Source organism: Desertivirga xinjiangensis (genome assembly GCF_024436435.1).
In the GTDB taxonomy this organism is placed as follows: Bacteria; Bacteroidota; Bacteroidia; order Sphingobacteriales; family Sphingobacteriaceae; genus Desertivirga; species Desertivirga xinjiangensis.
Window position 1 is genome coordinate 423,956 of the sequence record NZ_JAFMZP010000002.1, and the last position, 17,175, is coordinate 441,130.

General features: G+C 46.7%; 19 protein-coding genes. 17 read left to right on the forward strand and 2 right to left on the reverse strand.

Features of this window, described 5'->3' with window-relative positions:
• Positions 1-781: 781 nt before the first annotated feature.
• The 6 genes from J3P37_RS06655 to J3P37_RS06680 all read left to right on the forward strand — a co-directional run bounded on the left by J3P37_RS06655 (position 782) and on the right by J3P37_RS06680 (position 4,485).
• Complete coding sequence (locus tag J3P37_RS06655; protein WP_256010287.1) at positions 782-1,420, forward strand: DUF6266 family protein; 639 nt, start codon at positions 782-784, stop codon at positions 1,418-1,420.
• Between the two features lie 72 nt (positions 1,421-1,492).
• Positions 1,493-2,122 (forward strand): DUF6266 family protein, encoded by a 630-nt coding sequence (locus J3P37_RS06660; RefSeq protein WP_256010288.1) that lies wholly within the window; start codon positions 1,493-1,495, stop codon positions 2,120-2,122.
• An 11-nt stretch (positions 2,123-2,133) separates the two neighbouring features.
• Positions 2,134-2,514, forward strand: a complete 381-nt coding sequence (locus J3P37_RS06665) for a hypothetical protein (protein WP_256010289.1) — start codon at positions 2,134-2,136, stop codon at positions 2,512-2,514.
• Positions 2,511-3,041 carry a CHAP domain-containing protein gene (locus J3P37_RS06670; protein WP_256010290.1) on the forward strand — a complete coding sequence of 177 codons (531 nt, stop codon included), beginning with the start codon at positions 2,511-2,513 and terminating at the stop codon, positions 3,039-3,041. Before J3P37_RS06665 ends, J3P37_RS06670 begins: the two co-directional genes overlap by 4 nt.
• 32 nt (positions 3,042-3,073) lie before the next feature.
• Positions 3,074-3,577 carry a hypothetical protein gene (locus J3P37_RS06675; protein ID WP_256010291.1) on the forward strand — a complete coding sequence of 168 codons (504 nt, stop codon included), beginning with the start codon at positions 3,074-3,076 and terminating at the stop codon, positions 3,575-3,577.
• Positions 3,578-3,864: 287 nt separating this feature from the next.
• Positions 3,865-4,485: a hypothetical protein gene (locus tag J3P37_RS06680; protein ID WP_256010292.1), complete on the forward strand. Its 621-nt coding sequence runs from the start codon at positions 3,865-3,867 to the stop codon at positions 4,483-4,485.
• Positions 4,486-4,669: 184 nt separating this feature from the next.
• Here the strand turns inward: J3P37_RS06680 and J3P37_RS06685 are convergent, their stop codons facing one another.
• Positions 4,670-5,116 carry a helix-turn-helix domain-containing protein gene (locus tag J3P37_RS06685; protein ID WP_256010294.1) on the reverse strand — a complete coding sequence of 149 codons (447 nt, stop codon included), beginning with the start codon at positions 5,114-5,116 and terminating at the stop codon, positions 4,670-4,672.
• Positions 5,117-5,673: 557 nt separating this feature from the next.
• On the opposite strand from J3P37_RS06685, the gene J3P37_RS06690 reads away from it, so the two are divergent.
• The 6 genes from J3P37_RS06690 to J3P37_RS06715 all read left to right on the forward strand — a co-directional run bounded on the left by J3P37_RS06690 (position 5,674) and on the right by J3P37_RS06715 (position 13,263).
• Positions 5,674-6,141, forward strand: a complete 468-nt coding sequence (locus J3P37_RS06690) for a hypothetical protein (RefSeq protein WP_256010296.1) — start codon at positions 5,674-5,676, stop codon at positions 6,139-6,141.
• Positions 6,142-6,145: 4 nt separating this feature from the next.
• Entirely contained in the window at positions 6,146-7,516 is a 1,371-nt protein-coding gene (locus J3P37_RS06695; protein ID WP_256010297.1) for a TlpA family protein disulfide reductase, read from the forward strand.
• A 64-nt stretch (positions 7,517-7,580) separates the two neighbouring features.
• On the forward strand, positions 7,581-10,832 hold the full coding sequence (locus J3P37_RS06700; RefSeq protein WP_256010298.1) for a SusC/RagA family TonB-linked outer membrane protein: 3,252 nt from the start codon (positions 7,581-7,583) through the stop codon (positions 10,830-10,832).
• 4 nt (positions 10,833-10,836) lie between these two features.
• Positions 10,837-12,225 carry a RagB/SusD family nutrient uptake outer membrane protein gene (locus tag J3P37_RS06705; RefSeq protein WP_256010299.1) on the forward strand — a complete coding sequence of 463 codons (1,389 nt, stop codon included), beginning with the start codon at positions 10,837-10,839 and terminating at the stop codon, positions 12,223-12,225.
• Between the two features lie 101 nt (positions 12,226-12,326).
• Positions 12,327-12,593, forward strand: a complete 267-nt coding sequence (locus tag J3P37_RS06710; protein WP_256010300.1) for a hypothetical protein — start codon at positions 12,327-12,329, stop codon at positions 12,591-12,593.
• Between the two features lie 31 nt (positions 12,594-12,624).
• Positions 12,625-13,263, forward strand: coding sequence for a hypothetical protein (locus J3P37_RS06715; protein ID WP_256010301.1), 639 nt, complete (start codon positions 12,625-12,627; stop codon positions 13,261-13,263).
• A gap of 69 nt (positions 13,264-13,332) precedes the next feature.
• Here the strand turns inward: J3P37_RS06715 and J3P37_RS06720 are convergent, their stop codons facing one another.
• Positions 13,333-14,691, reverse strand: coding sequence for a hypothetical protein (locus J3P37_RS06720; protein ID WP_256010302.1), 1,359 nt, complete (start codon positions 14,689-14,691; stop codon positions 13,333-13,335).
• Between the two features lie 262 nt (positions 14,692-14,953).
• On the opposite strand from J3P37_RS06720, the gene J3P37_RS06725 reads away from it, so the two are divergent.
• The 5 genes from J3P37_RS06725 (at position 14,954) to J3P37_RS06745 (ending at position 17,112) form a co-directional block, all read left to right on the forward strand.
• The gene (locus J3P37_RS06725; protein ID WP_256010303.1) at positions 14,954-15,277 is read left to right on the forward strand and encodes an ArsR/SmtB family transcription factor; all 324 of its coding nucleotides are present in this window, start codon (positions 14,954-14,956) and stop codon (positions 15,275-15,277) included.
• A 5-nt stretch (positions 15,278-15,282) separates the two neighbouring features.
• Complete coding sequence (locus J3P37_RS06730; protein ID WP_256010304.1) at positions 15,283-15,750, forward strand: SRPBCC domain-containing protein; 468 nt, start codon at positions 15,283-15,285, stop codon at positions 15,748-15,750.
• Positions 15,751-15,761: 11 nt separating this feature from the next.
• Positions 15,762-16,391: a dihydrofolate reductase family protein gene (locus J3P37_RS06735; protein ID WP_256010305.1), complete on the forward strand. Its 630-nt coding sequence runs from the start codon at positions 15,762-15,764 to the stop codon at positions 16,389-16,391.
• 103 nt (positions 16,392-16,494) lie between these two features.
• Positions 16,495-16,851, forward strand: coding sequence for a hypothetical protein (locus tag J3P37_RS06740; RefSeq protein ID WP_256010306.1), 357 nt, complete (start codon positions 16,495-16,497; stop codon positions 16,849-16,851).
• A 30-nt stretch (positions 16,852-16,881) separates the two neighbouring features.
• Positions 16,882-17,112, forward strand: coding sequence for a hypothetical protein (locus J3P37_RS06745; RefSeq protein WP_256010307.1), 231 nt, complete (start codon positions 16,882-16,884; stop codon positions 17,110-17,112).
• Positions 17,113-17,175 lie beyond the last annotated feature (63 nt).

Consider the following 17,175-nt stretch of genomic DNA (forward strand, 5'->3'; position numbering starts at 1 on the left):
TAGTTAACAATTGGGTGTGTAAAGCAAATATATATTTGGTGGGGAAAAGTGTACATGATGTAAGGCGTGAATTGTACAGTCTGCACCAATTACCTTCTTTGTACTGTGCGGAAGTAGTTTTAAACGGCTTCTTTACACGCAGGCTTTTTACATACTGTGCAAATTAGATGTACCTTTTTTTATAGGTTATTTTAAGGAATAGCCTATGAGTGAGGCGGTTTACTAATCTTCATCTGACCTTCTTTTGATCTTCTCCTGACCACGCTTTACTGTTTTTAGGAGATGTCAAGCTACCGGTTAGATTGCTCTAGGATATTTTCTAATGAGGTCCTAAACCATCTCCAATAGATCTCATAACCATCACAATAAACTTCTAAAGCCTGTTCAGGAGCTGGTATGATGAAGAGTAGAACAAATCAGCTGAATTTCGACCGTGTGTTATCGTTTCGTCTTGTTGTTTCGTCGTCTTCTCATTTCGTCTCAATTTTCTAATCTCGCTTTAATCCGAACAGAAGCCCTGGTATTGGAGTTTTCGGTTCCGTTTTCGGAAGAAGCATCGGAGATAAACCGGAAACAAACCGGGAAAAGTCGGGAAAAAACCGGGAAAGTTCAGGAAAATTCGGGAAAATCAGGAGGTAAAATTGCCCTCTGGTTGCAGCTCTGCTACGTTTGTTCTGTCAGGCCGACGTACCGGTACAAAACTTAGGCTGATCCTCTTAATTCCCTTGGGAGGCAAATGGAAGGGACAATTAATAAATAACAATTTTAAAATTTTAAAAAAATGGCAGAATTAAACAACGGTCCCCTCGGAGGGATCTCTGGCAAACTGGGCAATATGGTTGCCAGCAATTGGAGGGACATCAGCTACCTCAGAGCTAAAGGCAAACGCAGCAAGAACGACCCGACCGACAAACAAAAAATAGTACGGGAGAAGTTTAAGATGATGTTTGACTTTTTGATCCAGATAAAACGGATTGTGGAGCTGGGTTTCAAAAACAAATACACCGGCAGGTCTACGGCGTATCATCATGCAGTGAAAAAGAATATGGCAGCCTTTAAAGGGACGTATCCGGATCTGGAGATAGATTTGGCCCTGATAGAGATAAGTGCAGGCTACCTTCTTCCATGTTCTGGTCCTGAGATGGTGCCCGATGCCGAAGGCGACTTAACTGTAAAATGGGATGACCAGGGGAGTATAGAGAACCAGGAGCCTTCAGATGAGGCAACTGTAGTGCTCTATAGCGAGGAAAAGAAGCTGCATGCGGTGTATGTTGGTGCGCAAAGGTCGGAACTCGAGATGCTGGTCACGCTTCCAAAGTCGTTTTCGGGTGATACGGTTCACGGTTACATTTTTTTCACAGATGTAACTGGTAAACTAAATTCGAAATCCATTTATATGGGTTCTGTAAAGATTCCCTGATCTTAATTATCTACGTATGCCTGGCTTCGGCCGGCATACGTTTATTCCTTTCATTTTTAACAAGTAGAAATCATGTCAAACTTAAATGGTGCAAATTTATTCCCCTTTTCGGGTGCACTGGGAGATAAGGTGTTTTGTAATGGAAAGATAAAGAGACCTTATGTGAGAAAACGGCCGACTGGCGTTAAATCCGCATCTGCCGCTCAGTTACAGGTCCGGGCTAAACTTAAGAAGGCTAATTTATTTGTAAATACGTTCAGGCAGATTATCTGTATTTGCTGGACTGAGAAATATAAAAAGATGTATCCTTTCGATGCGGCGATGTCCCATGTTTTGACCCAGGCTATTAAGATGGAGGATGATGAACCAAGAATCCTCTTTGACCAGGTTTGGCTTAGCCGTGGGAAACTTATCAAGCCACTGAGTACATCTTTTCAATTCGACAAGGGAGAAGCCATTGTACAATGGACGAGCTCACCCAAGTTATCGGTAGATGACGAAGCAATTGCTGTATTTTATAACGAAACTGCGGAGGCCGGACTTGTTCTCAGGGAAAAAGCCATCCGCAAAGATGGTTTCATGCGTGTAGTGCTTCCTAAGGGCTTCGTTAAAGGTAAAATTCATGGCTACCTGTTGTTTCTTAAACGTAATGGAAAGGATGCATCACCAACTACTTACCTGGGTTTTATTTCTAACACTTAATTTTTAAAATCATGACAACGATACTTTTGAAGTGGCTTAAGTGGCCACATATTCCGCGCGTTAACTTCAACCGCGAACTGATCAACCTGATTCTTTGGGTGCTTATGTTCCTGCTTTTTCCGGGAGCAATACGGCTGTTTGATAGCTCAGCAGCGCCTTTCGATGCGGGTGTTCTTAGCGCTATCATCCTGGCTTCACTAGCTGTGTTTTTCTTTCAGTTTCTGACCTGGTGGATCATCCGGACCATCTGGCCTGTGATGGCTGAGTATTCTGAATTCGGTTTTGAGCAAACTTTCAATCAACTATTACCATGGCAAAGATTACTGATCTTTTTAAGTTTTTACTTGTTGCTGCTTTTTGCGTTTGTGTTTACGCTGGCAGCGCTGGTATGAAGTTTACCGGTAGCGATTTATTGGTTGGAAAACGACAGAGAAGCTCGTCTCTGCGCCTGAGTCTGCAAAGTATTTACACTGCAGAGCTGGGTGTAAAAGAGAAAACCGGTAAGAACGATGGGGACCGGGTGGAAACTTACCTCCGGTACGTTCATCTTAAAGCTTCAAATCCCTGGTGCGCAGCCTTTGTGTGCTGGGGGCTTGGTCAGGCCGGAATCCCCAACCCTGGCAGCGGCTGGTCGCCTGATCTGTTGCCAAACTCTAAAGTGATCTGGCAGCGAAGAAGAAGCTTAATGAAGCAGGGAAAGACACCGGAAGCTGGTGATGTGTTTGGCATCTGGTTCCCCGAAAAGGGAAGAGTGGCCCATGTCGGATTCGTTGATGAGTGGTCAGGCAAATATCTTGTCACCGTCGAGGGCAACACCAATGTTTCAGGAGGGATTGAAGGTGATGGGGTTTACCGTCGGCGAAGAATGATCAGCTCTGTTTACAAGGTGGCAGATTACATAGGAGGGAAGAGTTTATGAAATCCCTTAGGAAATTTGTTGTGAAAACCCCTATGAAGATCGGAGTAGTTTTGGTTTTAGCTGTGATGATTTTGTTCTTCCCGGGTTGCTCGGTGCTGAAAAATCGCTCGGTAAATAAAACGGACAGCAGCTTTGTTCAGCGAGAAAAACTGACCAGTGCAATGTCGTTAAAAGAGAGGACCGACAGTGAAATCCGTCTCATCTATGCAGATTCCGGCAAACATACGTTCATGGTTGAAATAAGTCCTGAGGGTGATTTTACCTACTCGCCGGTTGGTGGATTTAGCGGTAAAGCAAAAATGCTAAAGATTTCCGGTAATGGGGAGATCTGGAGGGGGGGACGCTCAACTCTGTCTGCGCGAAATGACATAAAAATCGACTCGGTCCGCAGTGAAGATATGAGGTCAAGATTAAGGATCAGCAACAGCCAAACCTCAGTAAAGACCGAAAAGCAGGGTAAATGGTATGTGTGGTTGTTAGTAGTGACAGCCGTATTAATTGGTTTGTTAATTCTCAAGAAGCGTCTTCTAGCCTGAATTGCCGATGGTGGACAACGACTATGGATTGTTTGTATTCAGCAGTGGAATTCCCAACTCTGTACAGCCAAGCTTTTAATCTCCTGAAATAAAGCTTGGCTGATCATTTTGTATTGTCAGGAATGTTCTTATTTTGTCCGGACAGTTGAACATGGTATGTAGTTCATTCTCAGTAAAATAATACTAATATAATCGTCTTATGCAAAAACAAAGTTTTAATTACCGCAATCAATTGATCCGGATAATTGACCAATTCACGTCAATATAAACAATCTTATAATTTCAACATGAAAGAAAATCAACTTAACTATCGCCAGCAGCTGGTCAAATTATATTACCTGCTGGACGAAGCTGCTTTCTCCTTTTACAGTCTGGGTTTTAAATTTGGTCTGGAAAACGAATTCCAGGACCTGAATGCTGTTTGGAAAGATGATGAAGGTATTCCGATAGACCTGGAATACCTTAAGGTTATAGATCATCAGGACATACCCAATATTATAAATATAGTTGAGATCCTGTGGGAAGCCCGGGATTCAGTGGAAAGCATGAATAAGCTTTCGAAGGAGGACCTGGTTTTGCTGGTTGAACCACCGGTCGAACCATTGATTGAATCAGATGATGAACCCTTACCAGATGACGAACCCGTATCAGAAGATGAGACTGCTATATTTTCGAACTTCCATAGCTTTTTCGATAAGTTGATTTTTTTCGAAGATTTAGTCAACATCTATTTAGCGCTTTGGGAAATAGCCTTTTCTAAAGAGGCTCCAAGTGAGGTACATAGAGATTTTGCGCGTAGATTTTTCATAGGTGGGTTGGAGCTTAATACCGACGACCAAAACGTTAAAGTGGTATTAGAAGCGTTGAATAAGGTGGTACTGCTTAACTGTCAATTGAAAACGGATTGATAAGGAATATTGGAGATATGAAACGTTGGGACTGAAAGTACCGTTCGGAAAGAACAGTTTCAACTTAGTGCTGGTTATTTATTTCTAAGTATTCTACCTGAATACTGTTCCAAAATCCTCACCAGTTTGAGACTGATTTATTGTCAAAATCCATCTCAAACTTATCCTCAAATAATAAGGGATCTTAAGCTTTTATGTCTCTGAGGATTTCTATCTTTTCCCGCTCACTTTTAAGCAGTCTTTCATAGAGATTCTTGTTTTCCTCGTAAAGCTTTTTATTGTCTTCAACCACTTCTATTAACTTGTCGATAGGATTAAAGGAAGGCTGAATATTCACTGCGTTAAGAGTCGAGTTGTCATGGCTTGAAAATGTATTCGAAATAACATTTACCGCCATCTCTTCGTCAAAGTTCTTGATAGCTTCCTCTGGCACTTTCAAAGCCTTTGCCACCAAGGCAAGCACTTCAGGTTCTAAAGTTTCTTTAGCTTCTAATAAAGAGATCCGTTTCTGGTTCCAGTCTTCACCAAGGGCAATTGAAAGGGCTTCTTGTTTTAGTCCAAGCATCTCGCGGAAGCGCCGTACATTTCTGCCCTGGTGAATTTTTCCTGATTTTTCGGATGTAGTGCTCATACCTGTAATTAATAGGGTTGGTTAAGACAAATATAAAAAAATACTTGAGAGGCGGGAACTGCGGGAGGCAAGAAGGAGGATTGACTTATTTAAGTGGATGAGTCTGAACATGTTATAAGCATCCATTTGCCATTCTTTTGCGATTCAGGAACGGCTGAGCTTTCAATTGTTCCTGGTAGTGTAGCCGGAATAAAATATCCGTTTCAATTACTAAGATAGAAAACCTCAGAATAGGATAGAACGGGAAAATCTGCTTTCTTTGATATAGCCCCTGTATGGTTTACCCGGGCAAGCAAAAGTAGTTATGATTAGGTATAAAAGTCAATTTGGTATCTAAACTGGTTCAGGACAATAAACATGATTAATCTAAACGTCTTGAACTGGAACCTGTTAATTTGTCCCCCTGAATAGGTTGCTATCAGCCTGATAAGATCTCTTTTGCTTTTTAATCTCCAGGTTTATTTCTTTTCATTTCCAGGATTTCGATTAAATGTCTTTTATGGAGCATGCAGGAACCCTATTGCCCATTTTTCCACAAAAACCTCCTTGATTTCTTTATGGTACATCATTTACAATCCTTCTATATATCTCTTCCTGGCAAAAAGCTTTTGCTCTTAGCGGGGCTGACATTCATGATTTTTTACGCCGCCAAACCCAGTGCAGCTGTTAATGCTCGTTTGGCAAAAGGGCCTTACGACTCTGATAGCCTTATTCTAATCCGTACCTCGGGCGCCGACAAAATACAGGCCATTGGAGCAATAGCACAGCTCGATTTCGAACCTTTCGGTTGCCGGGTATACAATGGCTCCATCAGCCAGTTCCTGCAGGGGCTGAAAGTCTCGTACCTGAAAGATTCCCGGCTGACGCTGATAGATGGAACCGGTTACATCGGCCAGATCGACCTGTTGCTGGATACTCCCTTAAACACCATCGAAGAACTCAACAAAGCGCTGGCTCCCTATGATCTCCGCTTTATACACAAAAAGCTTCTCGGAGACAGGAAGACCAACCCTGACAAAAACTAAGAACATGACACAGCCACCTAAGAATACAGAAGCAGAATGCTTCAAAACGTTCCTGATTACTATCGGTATCCTGCTGCTGATCATCACGATCGTGCTGGTCAGTACCCTTGTCAACGCTCAGCAACAAACCAAACCCTTAAAAATAGGGGAGAAGCTGCCCGAACTAAGTATCACAAATGTTATCGACCTTAAGGCAGGCAGCATAAATTTAACAGAACACAAAGGCAAACTGATCATTCTGGATTTTTGGGCTACCGATTGCAGCAGCTCCGCTGAATACCTGCTCACGGTAAAAAAGCTCCAGGCGAAGTTCAATGATAGAGTGCTGATCCTGCCGGTAACTTCGCAGCAAGCAACAACCGTACAGGCTTACCTGCAAGCAAGCCCAAAGCTTTCCGGCCTGAACCAGCCCATCGCCACAGGTGATACCCTCTTAAGACAATTCTTTCCTTATAAAACCGTACCCCATATCATCTGGATCGATCAGAAAGGCGTGTTCCGCTCGGTTACCTATGCCGAATACTTGAACGCAGACAATATCCGGCAGGCTTTAACTGGCGGCCCCATGAACTGGCCGCAGAAAGACAGCGAAGCTCCCTATGATTACAACAAACCGCTGGCAGCAATTAAGAGCCCTGCTGCAGGAGACAAGCGAAATAGCCTGCTGACCGGTTATGTTCCGGGAGCCAGCACCCGTTCCGGCACCCAGAAAGACAGCAGCGGCCGGATCACCCGCTTTTATGCCATCAACCATACCCTGCTGCATCTCTACGCGATCGCCTACCAACGCGGGGGCCTGATCTTTAACCCTTCCCGCAGAATCCTGGAAGTCAAAGATACCGCCGCTCTGGTGTACAGCCCGAAAGCCGGTTACCTGACCGAATGGGAGCGGAAGCACCAGTACAGCTATGAATGCAGCCTTCCTGCCCGAACTGATCTGAAAGATGTCTATCCCTGGATGCGCCATGACCTGGACGCAATGACCGGCCTTAAAAGCTCCATCGAAAAACGAAAGGTCAGTTGCCTGGTGCTGAAAATCAAAGATGTAAGCCTGTTTAGATCACAAGCGCAACCAACAGCGCAAAAACGCTATGTCGCGCTGGGGCCCGAAGAAGAAACACCCTTTATGCAAAATGCCCCGCTGGAAAACCTGGTGCTCGCTCTTAACCGCATTTCCGGCTTTCCGCCCGTACTGGATGAAACCGGTTTTGCCGGTCCGGCAGATCTCCGCTTTAGTAAGCCCCTGAACAACTTAACATCCTTCAAGGAAGAACTCAAAAAGCAAGGCCTACTGCTGCAAAGCCAGGAGCGGGAGCTAGAAATGTTCATCCTTAAAGAACCCGCCTTTACCACCGATACCACCCTAACCCACTGATCAGTAAAAACCATCAAATCATTATCCGGTAAATCAGAAAATCACAAGAAATCAACCCTCAAAAATGAAAACACCCTATGTAGTCCTCTTTACCCTGTTCCTCCTAAACCTTTATCCCAGTCACCTCAGCGCTCAACAGAAACAGCAGCACCCAATAAACGGTCGCATTCTGTCAAACACGGACCAGGAAGCCCTGGCCGGAGCCTCTATCATGGTGCCCGGCACCGGCATCCATACTACTTCCAATGCGGATGGCACCTTCCAGCTGAACCTGCCCGCAGACAGCGCTCAGCTTCAGGTTTCCTATATCGGGTTTAAAACCCTGAAAATAATGGTACACGTAAACAATCAAACCAGTAGCCCCCTGATCTTAAAGCTCCAGCCCTCCGGTGCCCAGTTGCAGCAGGTTACCGTTTCTACCGGCTACCAGCAGCTACCCCTTGAACGTGTCACCGGCTCCTTTGAGGTTATTGATCAGAAGCTCTATAACCGGCAGGTGAGTACCGATGTGCTCAGCCGGCTGGATGCCATTGCCTCCGAGGTGCTCTTTGACAAACGGGGAAGTGCTGCTAACCAGAATTTCAGTATCCGGGGTATCAGCAGCCTGGGCAGCAGTACCCAGCGGCAGCCTCTGTTCATTGTCGATAACTTCCCCTATGAAGGAGATATTCGCAACCTCAACCCCAACGATGTCGAGCAGATCACCATCTTAAAAGACGCGGCAGCCTCCTCCATCTGGGGCGCGAGGGCAGGAAACGGCGTGGTCGTCATCACCACCAAAAAAGCAGGTTATAATCAGCCCTTCAGGCTCTCCCTGCAAAGCAATGTCACCCTCGGCGAGAAACCCGATGTGTTCTATGCCCCGCAAATGTCCTCCGCCTCCTTTATCGAGGCCGAGCGCTTTCTCTTTGATAAAGGCTTTTATAACTCCGCCCTAAGCAATACCCGGGCAAGGCCGGTGATCTCTCCCGTGGTGGAGCTGCTGGCTAAACACCGGGCAGGGCAGCTTAGCCAGGAGGAGCTTAACAGTCAGATCGCAGAGCTCAGCAGTTACGATGTACGAAACGATATCAGCAAGTACCTATACCGCAAAAGCGTTAACCAGCAGTATGCTCTAAACCTGAGCGGGGGAAGCAGCAACCTGCACTATACCCTTTCGGGAGGATACGACCGGAACCTGCTGAGCCAGCAGAGTAACGACTACCAAAGAACCACCCTGCGCAGCACGGTGATCAGTAAACCCATCAAGCAGCTCGAGCTGCAGGCCGGGCTCAGCTATACCGCCACCCTGGCTCATAACTACAATACCGCCATCAATCCCGGGGGAGGCAAGTCGGTGATCTACCCCTATGCCCGCCTGGCCGATGCCGCAGGCAATGCCCTGGCCCTGGAAAAAGACTACCGCCTGTCCTTTGTAGATACGGCAGGCAAGGGCAGACTGCTCGACTGGCATTACCGTCCCCTGGATGAGGCAGAACTAGCAGACAATGTCAGCCGGATCCATGACCTGGTGCTAAACCTGGGCAGCCGCTACCAGCTCTATAAAACCAAAGCCAACGAATGGAACGCCGAGTTGCGCTACCAGTACGAGCGGGCCGCGACCAGCAGCCGGGAGCATTACAGCAAAGACACTTACTTCGCCCGAGACCTGGTGAACCGCTATACCCAGCTCACGGCTTCCAGCCGTACCACCATCATCCCCGACGGAGGTATCCTGGACCTGGCCGAACAGGTGCTCGATGCCCATGTAGCGCGGGGGCAGCTCAACTACTCCGGTCACCTGGGAGGGCAGCACCAGCTGGAAGCCCTGGCCGGGGCCGAGATCCGGCAGCGCAGGAGCTCTTCCTCCTCGGGCCGCAGCTATGGCTATGATGATAACTTTATGAGCTTTAAGCAGACGGACCTTGTAAACAGCTATCCCATCTATGCTAACCTGCTGGCTAATACCCAGGTGCCGCCAAATAATGCTTTCTCCGATGTCACCAGCCGCTTTGTGTCCCTGTTCGGGAATGCCGCCTATACACTAAAGAGCCGCTATATCCTTTCGTCCAGCATCCGCAAAGACGCCTCCAACCTGCTGGGAGTAGCTACCAACCAGAGAGGGGTGCCCCTGTGGTCGGTAGGGCTGGCCTGGAACCTTTCCCGCGAAAGCTTCTACACTGGCACCATTCGGGAGTTGCTGCCTTTTATCAAGCTGCGGGCCAGCTACGGCTATAGCGGCAATGTGGATAACAGCTTGTCGGCCCTGACCACCATTGCCTACCGGCAGCCTCTGTTCAACTCTTCCACCGGGCTGCCCTATGCCCAGGTGCAAAACCCGCCCAACCCTGAGCTGCGCTGGGAGAAAGTGCGGATGTTCAACCTCGGGCTCGACTTTGCCAGTAAGGGCAACCGCCTGCAGGGCAGCCTGGAGCTCTATAACAAGCGGGCCAGCGACCTGCTCAGCCTGGTAGCATCCGATATCACCAGCGGCTTCAGCACCCTGACCCGCAACAGTGCCGCTATGCGCACCCGCGGCGCAGATATCAGCCTGAACACCCTGATCCTTCCCGGAAGGTTCCGCTGGGAAGCTGCTGCCCTGTATTCGTACTCAAAGAACAAGGTGACTAAGTACTACAGCAAACCCAGCTCCTTCAGCTTTTATGTTGGAGAGGGCACGGGCATCTCGCCCCTGGAAGGGCAGCCTGCCTATAACGTGGTGAGCTACCGCTGGGCAGGGCTGGATCCGGCCACCGGCAATCCCATAGCCTTCCTGAACGGTCAGCCCAGCCAGGACTATACGGCCATCACCGGCAAAACCACCCTGGAGGACCTGGTTTTTCATGGCGATGCGGTGCCCCCGGTGTACGGCTCGCTGCGGCAGAGCTTCAGCTATGGCAATATCAGTTTGTCGTTCAACATCAGTGGAAGGTTTGCCTATTACTTCCGCAGGAGCACGATCAACTATGCCAACCTGATGGTCTCCTGGGTGGGGCATCCCGACTATGATAAACGCTGGCAGCAGCCCGGCGATGAGCTGAATACCACGGTTCCCTCGATGATCTATCCTGCCAATGCGCAGCGGGAAAGGGTGTACAGCCAGAGTGAAGTGACGGTAGAGCGGGGAGATCATATCCGGCTGCAGGATATTAACCTGGGGTATTCGTTTATCAGGACCGCTATTCCCCGCTTGCCTTTTAAGCAGCTGGATGTCTTTCTATATGCCAATAACCTGGGAATCCTCTGGCGGAAGAACAAAGCGGGTCTCGATCCCGACTACGGAAACAATATCCCGGCGGCAAAGAGCCTTTCGGCGGGAATCAGGGCAAACTTTTAAAGAAATGGAAAGACAAAAAGAAAAGATCATGAAGAAGAAATATAGAGCAAGATTAATTGCGTTAACGATTTTAGCAGTTTCTCTGCTGCTGGCTTCCTGCGAGAAGTTCCTCGACCTGAAACCCAACAAGGCGCTTTCCGTTCCGGCTACGGCGGGAGACCTGCAGGCCCTGCTGGATAACGAAACGGCGATGAACACCAATTACCCGGCAGCGGGAGATATCGCCTCAGACGATCTGCGTTTGAACCAGGCCGACTGGGCCAAGCTGTTTTTTATCGACGACCGGAAAACCTATACCTGGGAAGGGGATGCTCAGGCTACCCAGGACTGGAGTAACGGTTATTACACCATCTTTAACGCTAATGCGGTGCTCGACCTGGTGGATAGGGCGGCTACCGGAGAGCAGCACAATATCCTGAAAGGCTCGGCGCTGTTTTTCCGGGGACTGAGCCATTTCCAGCTAGCCCAGGTGTTTACGCTGCCTTATGATAAGGCTACCGCTTCCTCTATAGCGGGATTACCTTTAAGGCTGAGCTCAGACTTTAACGATAAGACGGTAAGATCGAGCCTGGAGCAAACTTACAACCAGATCAGGAACGACCTGGAGCAGGCGGCAGGCTTGCTGCCGCTAAGCAGCGCCTACAAGACCCGTCCGGCACGGGCAGCAGCTTTTGCGGTACTGGCCAGGCTGAACCTGGTGCTGGAGGACTATGCCGCGGCAGGCCGCTGGGCAGATTCCTGCCTGGCACTGCAAAGCAGCTTGCTGGATTACAACCTGCTGAGTGCTTCGGCTGCTAATCCTTTTACACTGTTTAACCAGGAAGTGATCTTTCATGCGATCAATAAGGGTAACTCGGGGGTATTTGTAGCGAATGTGGCCAGGGTTGACCGGGAGCTGTATGATGCCTATGATGACGATGATCTGAGGAAGGGGCTGTTCTTTACGTTAGGGGCAGACCAGGGTGTGTTCTTTAAGGGAGATTATGCAGGGAAGAACAACGGAAGTTTGTTTGCCGGGATCACTACGAGTGAAATGTATTTGGTGAGAGCGGAATGTTACGCACGGGAGGGAAAGCGGGAGGAGGCGCTGGAATGGCTGAATAAGCTGCTGATCAAAAGGCGGCGGGCAAGCAGCTTTGTGCCTTTTACGGCTGGTACAGCAGAGGAAGCACTGGGGCTGATCCTGCAGGAGCGGAGGAAGGAACTGGTGTTCAGAAGCGGGCTGCGCTGGATGGATCTGAGACGGTTGAACCGGGACGCCAGGTTTGCGGTGACGCTGAGGAGGCTGCTGAACGGGAAGGAGTATGTGCTTGGGCCGGGGGATAAGCGGTATGCGTTTTTGATCCCGGAAGTGGTAGTGACGGAGACTGGGGTGGGGCAGAATGAGCGATAGGTAATTGTTATTTGACGGCGAGTCTGGAGACTCGCTTTTATTGCTCAATCCGGAGTGTGGACACTCCGGACAGGCAGAGAGTAAATACTTAAATCAATTATATGGAAACTAACATATCAAGCTTCGAAAGGAATTCAGAAGTTTTTTTAGAATTAATGGAAAGGTTTTTTCAAACCTATCCTCCGGAAGAAGCCGAACGAATATTCTGGGAGTGGTGCTTCCTTTTCAATAGGGCTGATTTAGAGATACTGCCGGAAGAAAAGGTCAGGGAATTTACAGATTTCATTCAGCAGATGAAGGAACTGGAACTAGCTATTAAAAAACATGAGGAACAGCGGGGTGATACTGAAGACTGGCTAATAAGATAAACCAATTGAATAATTACAAAAGACCATAGAAATGGAGACATCTGACAAAAATAATGAGCATCAGAAAATCATAAATAATAAACATGAGGGAACATCAATTGATCCGAAGGAGATTCCCAATCCTGAGATCAAAGAAGCCCTTATCGTATTCCTGAAAAAGGTCCCGGTAATGCGCCTTAACCGAAATCTTAGAAAGGTAGTGCTTGGCTTTCTTCATCCCCAATTAAACGATATGGAGGTAAACACGTTAGATTTCGTGGTTGATATCCATCACCTGATCGCTTTTCTTGAGGTTATACATGCTCATCCACAAGAATGGCATAAAACGAGTCATTACGAAAAGGAAAGCAGAGTCGAGTCATTTGAAACGAACGAAGAATATCAGAGAATCATAAATGAGGAAAAAGACGGAAAGCCAGTAGAACCGAATGAAATTTTCAACGCGGAGCTCGAGGAAGCTCTTATTACTTTTCTGAAGAAAGTTCCGGCAATGCGCTTTAACCTGCATCTTAGAAAGGAAGTGCTTGGCTATTTTCATCCTGAGCTAAAAGATATGGAAGTTAAATCGATAGATTTCGTATTCGAGATTTATCACCTGATCTGTTTTCTGGAGGCTATACACGGTCATTCACAAGAATGGTATGCAATTGAGGAATTTTTTGGTGTGTAAAGAATCGTAAGCGGGTCAATACTGCGCACATAATACTGGGTCGTCAGTTGATAGAAGCTAGCATTTAGTTCAATCGCCGCCACATCCACCGCATCCGCTTGAAGCTCCTCCACAATCAGAACCACCGGAACTGCATGAGGAACCGGTTGAATCAGAAAAAGGACCGTTTGTTTTGGTCATAACGATGATAACCGGGAGTAGGAGACTGTTTAGTACGGCATTGCCCTCTAAAAAGTAGCGCCAGCTCCAGTCGTCCGGAGTGTCTTTAAAATTCTGTTTAAAGAAGGCTGGTATGCTATGCCTGGCAATCAAGTTCGTGGTCCTGTTAAGGAAAGCAACCGATACTACTAATAGAATGAAAAGGATAATCACGAGGAAACCGACCGGTTTATCCATGCTAATACCTGTACCGAGGCGGACGAATCCTGCGAGTAAGGTCATTGCTAGCAGAAAAAAGTTGAGATAAAATATCCGTGAAAAGAAATGGGATTTGACAAAGTATTTTTTGACGGCATCTAGGCTGTTCTCCATGGCCCTAAATACTGGTCTCGCTATTAAATGTTTCAGCAGGGGAGGATATCGATTCGGCCCATAGGTATCGATTACCTCTGAGATAGAGTATTCGACTACCGTTTCTATCGCGGCGTCGGCTTGATTTTTTAATATGTTTTCGCTGAAGTCGAGTTTTTGCTTATCTATCATCAGACTCACCTGACCGTGCAGTACGTTTTCTATCTTGCCGGTTTGTAGATAAACAAGTTCGAGTGGATCGAGCTTGAAGATGAAGGCATCGCTACTAGTACGGTTTAAAAGTTCGGCAAACTTTTTCCTGTTATAGAATTCGAGGAAAAGCAGGATTAAAGTGAAAAGTAAAACGTATCCAATCAAGAAACCGGGATTGCCAATTTGAACATAGCTATTTCTTAATAAATAAAACAGGGGTATATACGCCAGTAATACTAGGGGAATGGCCAAAAGCAGGAAAGCCCTGATTTTGTACCTTGCTTTGCCGAGGGCGAGTGGCTCGTAGATGTTAGAGTAGTTCCAGAAGGTTGGCGGCTGATCTCCGAAGATTTCCCCATACAGCTTTTGCGTGGTTTCTTTTGCGTGCCGGAATCTGTCGTACTCGGCCGGATGATGTGTTGAGGGAATATGCTCAATTCGCTTTCCCAGTACCTGGCAAAATTGATGGTAGGATTTCGTGTCCACCAGGTGTTGGTGCCAAACCACATCTACAATTTCGGAAGGGGATACCATGGAGTCGCTGATAGCGGCCAGGTACATAAATTTTTTATACTCCAGAATAGCTTCGCTGGCGAAATTGATCGTCCAGTTATTTTCCATTGCAAGCCGGGTGGAGAAACCATAAGAGCGTAAGGGCCGATCCAGATCAAAATCCCTGATGGCTGTCCATTGTGTTTGATTCATCTGCTGAAATAGTGGAATTAGCTCTTTATCATACCATGTTGTAGATGTAAATTTACACTTGTCAATTTAAAAAGCTACTACTATTATATCCTACCGTCGACAAATATTTTATCGCCCTTGCTCATCCGCCATGTTCAGCCTTCTTGTTTTTAGAAGACATCTGCAATGCCCTTAAATACGCCTTGTAACAACGTTATGTGAAAATAAATTTGCGCAAGTAAAATCTTGCGCGTTTATTTGTGCAAGGTTTTACTTGCGCATTATGACACAGAGCAGAGATATTTTTCAAGCCATAGCAGACCCAACCCGCAGACAGATCATCGGCATGCTGGCCAAGGAGCCGTTGCATGTTAACGCGATCGCCAAAGAGTTCAGCATTACCCGGCAGGCCGTCTCCTTACACGTTCAATTTCTTAACGACGTTGGCTTAATCGCCATAAAACAAAAAGGCAGGGAAAGATATTGCGAAGCACGCCTTGAAAAACTGATCGAAGTTACTGACTGGGTTGACCAATACCGGAAATACTGGGACAAGAAATTCGACTCTTTAGAAGAGTACCTCGGAAAGATCCAAAATAAAAAATAGAAATCATGGAATCCTACAACACCTTTAAGCAGGAAGACAACCAGCTCATTCACACCAGGCTTCTTAATGCACCAAGAACGTTGGTGTGGGAAGTATGGACAAATCCAGAACATATCAAAGCATGGTGGGGGCCAGATGGGTTCTCGCTCACCACAAGATCAATGACCGTGTCGCCGGGGCAAACCTGGGAGTTTGTGATGCACGGCTGGGGAAAGGATTGGGAAAATAAGATTGAGTATATAGAAGTTATTGAGCCCGCCCTCTTGTCCTACAAGCATACCGGTGAAAATAGTGAAGACTACAACTTTTTGGTCACCATCACATTTGAGGAGATGAACGGGAAAACATTACTAACAATGCGATCCACCTTCAAGTCTAAAGAGATCATCGAGGAACTGAACAGAAAAGTAAATGCAATTGAAGGCGGCAAGCAAACCTTGAACAGATTGGAAGCCTATCTAAAAACATCATAAAGCAGTTATACATGAGCAAGATAATTTTTGACAGCGGAATTTCCCTGGACGGTTTTTTCGCGGGCGATCACAGAGGGCCCAACAACCCAATGGGAGGCGTATCTGGCAAGATTCATCCTTGGATGATTAAACAAAAGGCATTCTGGAACCACATTAATATGGCAGGGTATGGTGAAGAATATGGCGCAGACAGTAAACTGATCGATGACGTTTTCGAAAGGACAGGCGCTTACATTATGGGTAAAAGAATGTTCGAAGAAGGAGAAGTACATTGGAAAGAGGACATCTACAAGGCGGATGTGTATGTAATTACGCATGAAGAGCGAGAACCCTGGGTTCAAAAAGGATCAACTACTTTTTATTTTATAAACGACGGCATTGAAAGCGCCTTGGAAAAAGCAAAAGCTTCAGCCCAAGGAAAGGATATAAGGATACAAGGTGGTGCCGAAACTATCCAGCAGTATCTTAACGCAGGCCTTGTTGATGAGTTCTTCATTCACATTGCGCCTGTCTTTTTAGGCAGCGGCATCCGCCTGTTTGACAATATTGATAGCGAACTTTACAATCTGCAAGTACTGGAAGTCATACCCTCCGATCTCACCACGCACATCCGGTATGGCCTAACCAAAAATAGGATGTAAAACATAAAGAAGCAGGTTAATTTAAATCTTAACAATCTTCGAATACTGCTTTTAAGATTTGCCTTTTTTATACCCGGCATCGCTTGCGACGCCGGGTATAAACTTGACTATAACATTTCCTGATTATTCGACAACCCTACCGGAACCCAACCAGAAAACACCCGAAAAGATTATCCCCTGGTACCGAAAGCCTTCGGAAGTTTCGGCCAAGTTGTTCGGAAAAAACTACCCTTGTCGGTATTCCAGATTAAGAAAGAACATCTGGCCATTTGATCAGCCTTTTGCTGTTCATTTATTATCCGGTGATATCCAGGTACCTGGATGTCACCTCAGCGGCGATCGATCCCGGGGCTCTCAGCGCTATTATTATAGCGGTGGTGGCCTTACTGATCTTCAAAGCGCTTACCTGGTGGCTCATCAGGACGTTATGGCCGGCTCTGGCAGATTATTCAGAGTATAGTTTCGAAAATAACTTTAATTCATTATCACCATGTTACGGAGTAATCATTTATTTAAGCTTCTATCTGCTGTTATTATTCTCTTTTGTGTTTACGCTTTCAGCGCTGGTGTAAATGATCCAGATGGTAAAGTCTCGCCGGCAGTAACTGTAAGAAAAAAGCTTCAGGAGATTTATATTTCTCAGATCGGTGTGAGGGAGCTGACCGGAGCTGTGATCACAATCATTTTTTGTTTGGTTATTAGGGGGCGTATGTATCCCTAATTTGCATGAGGATAATTTACTTTTGTTCATATGTCTGACCGTTTTGGGTCAGCTTAGCTTGAT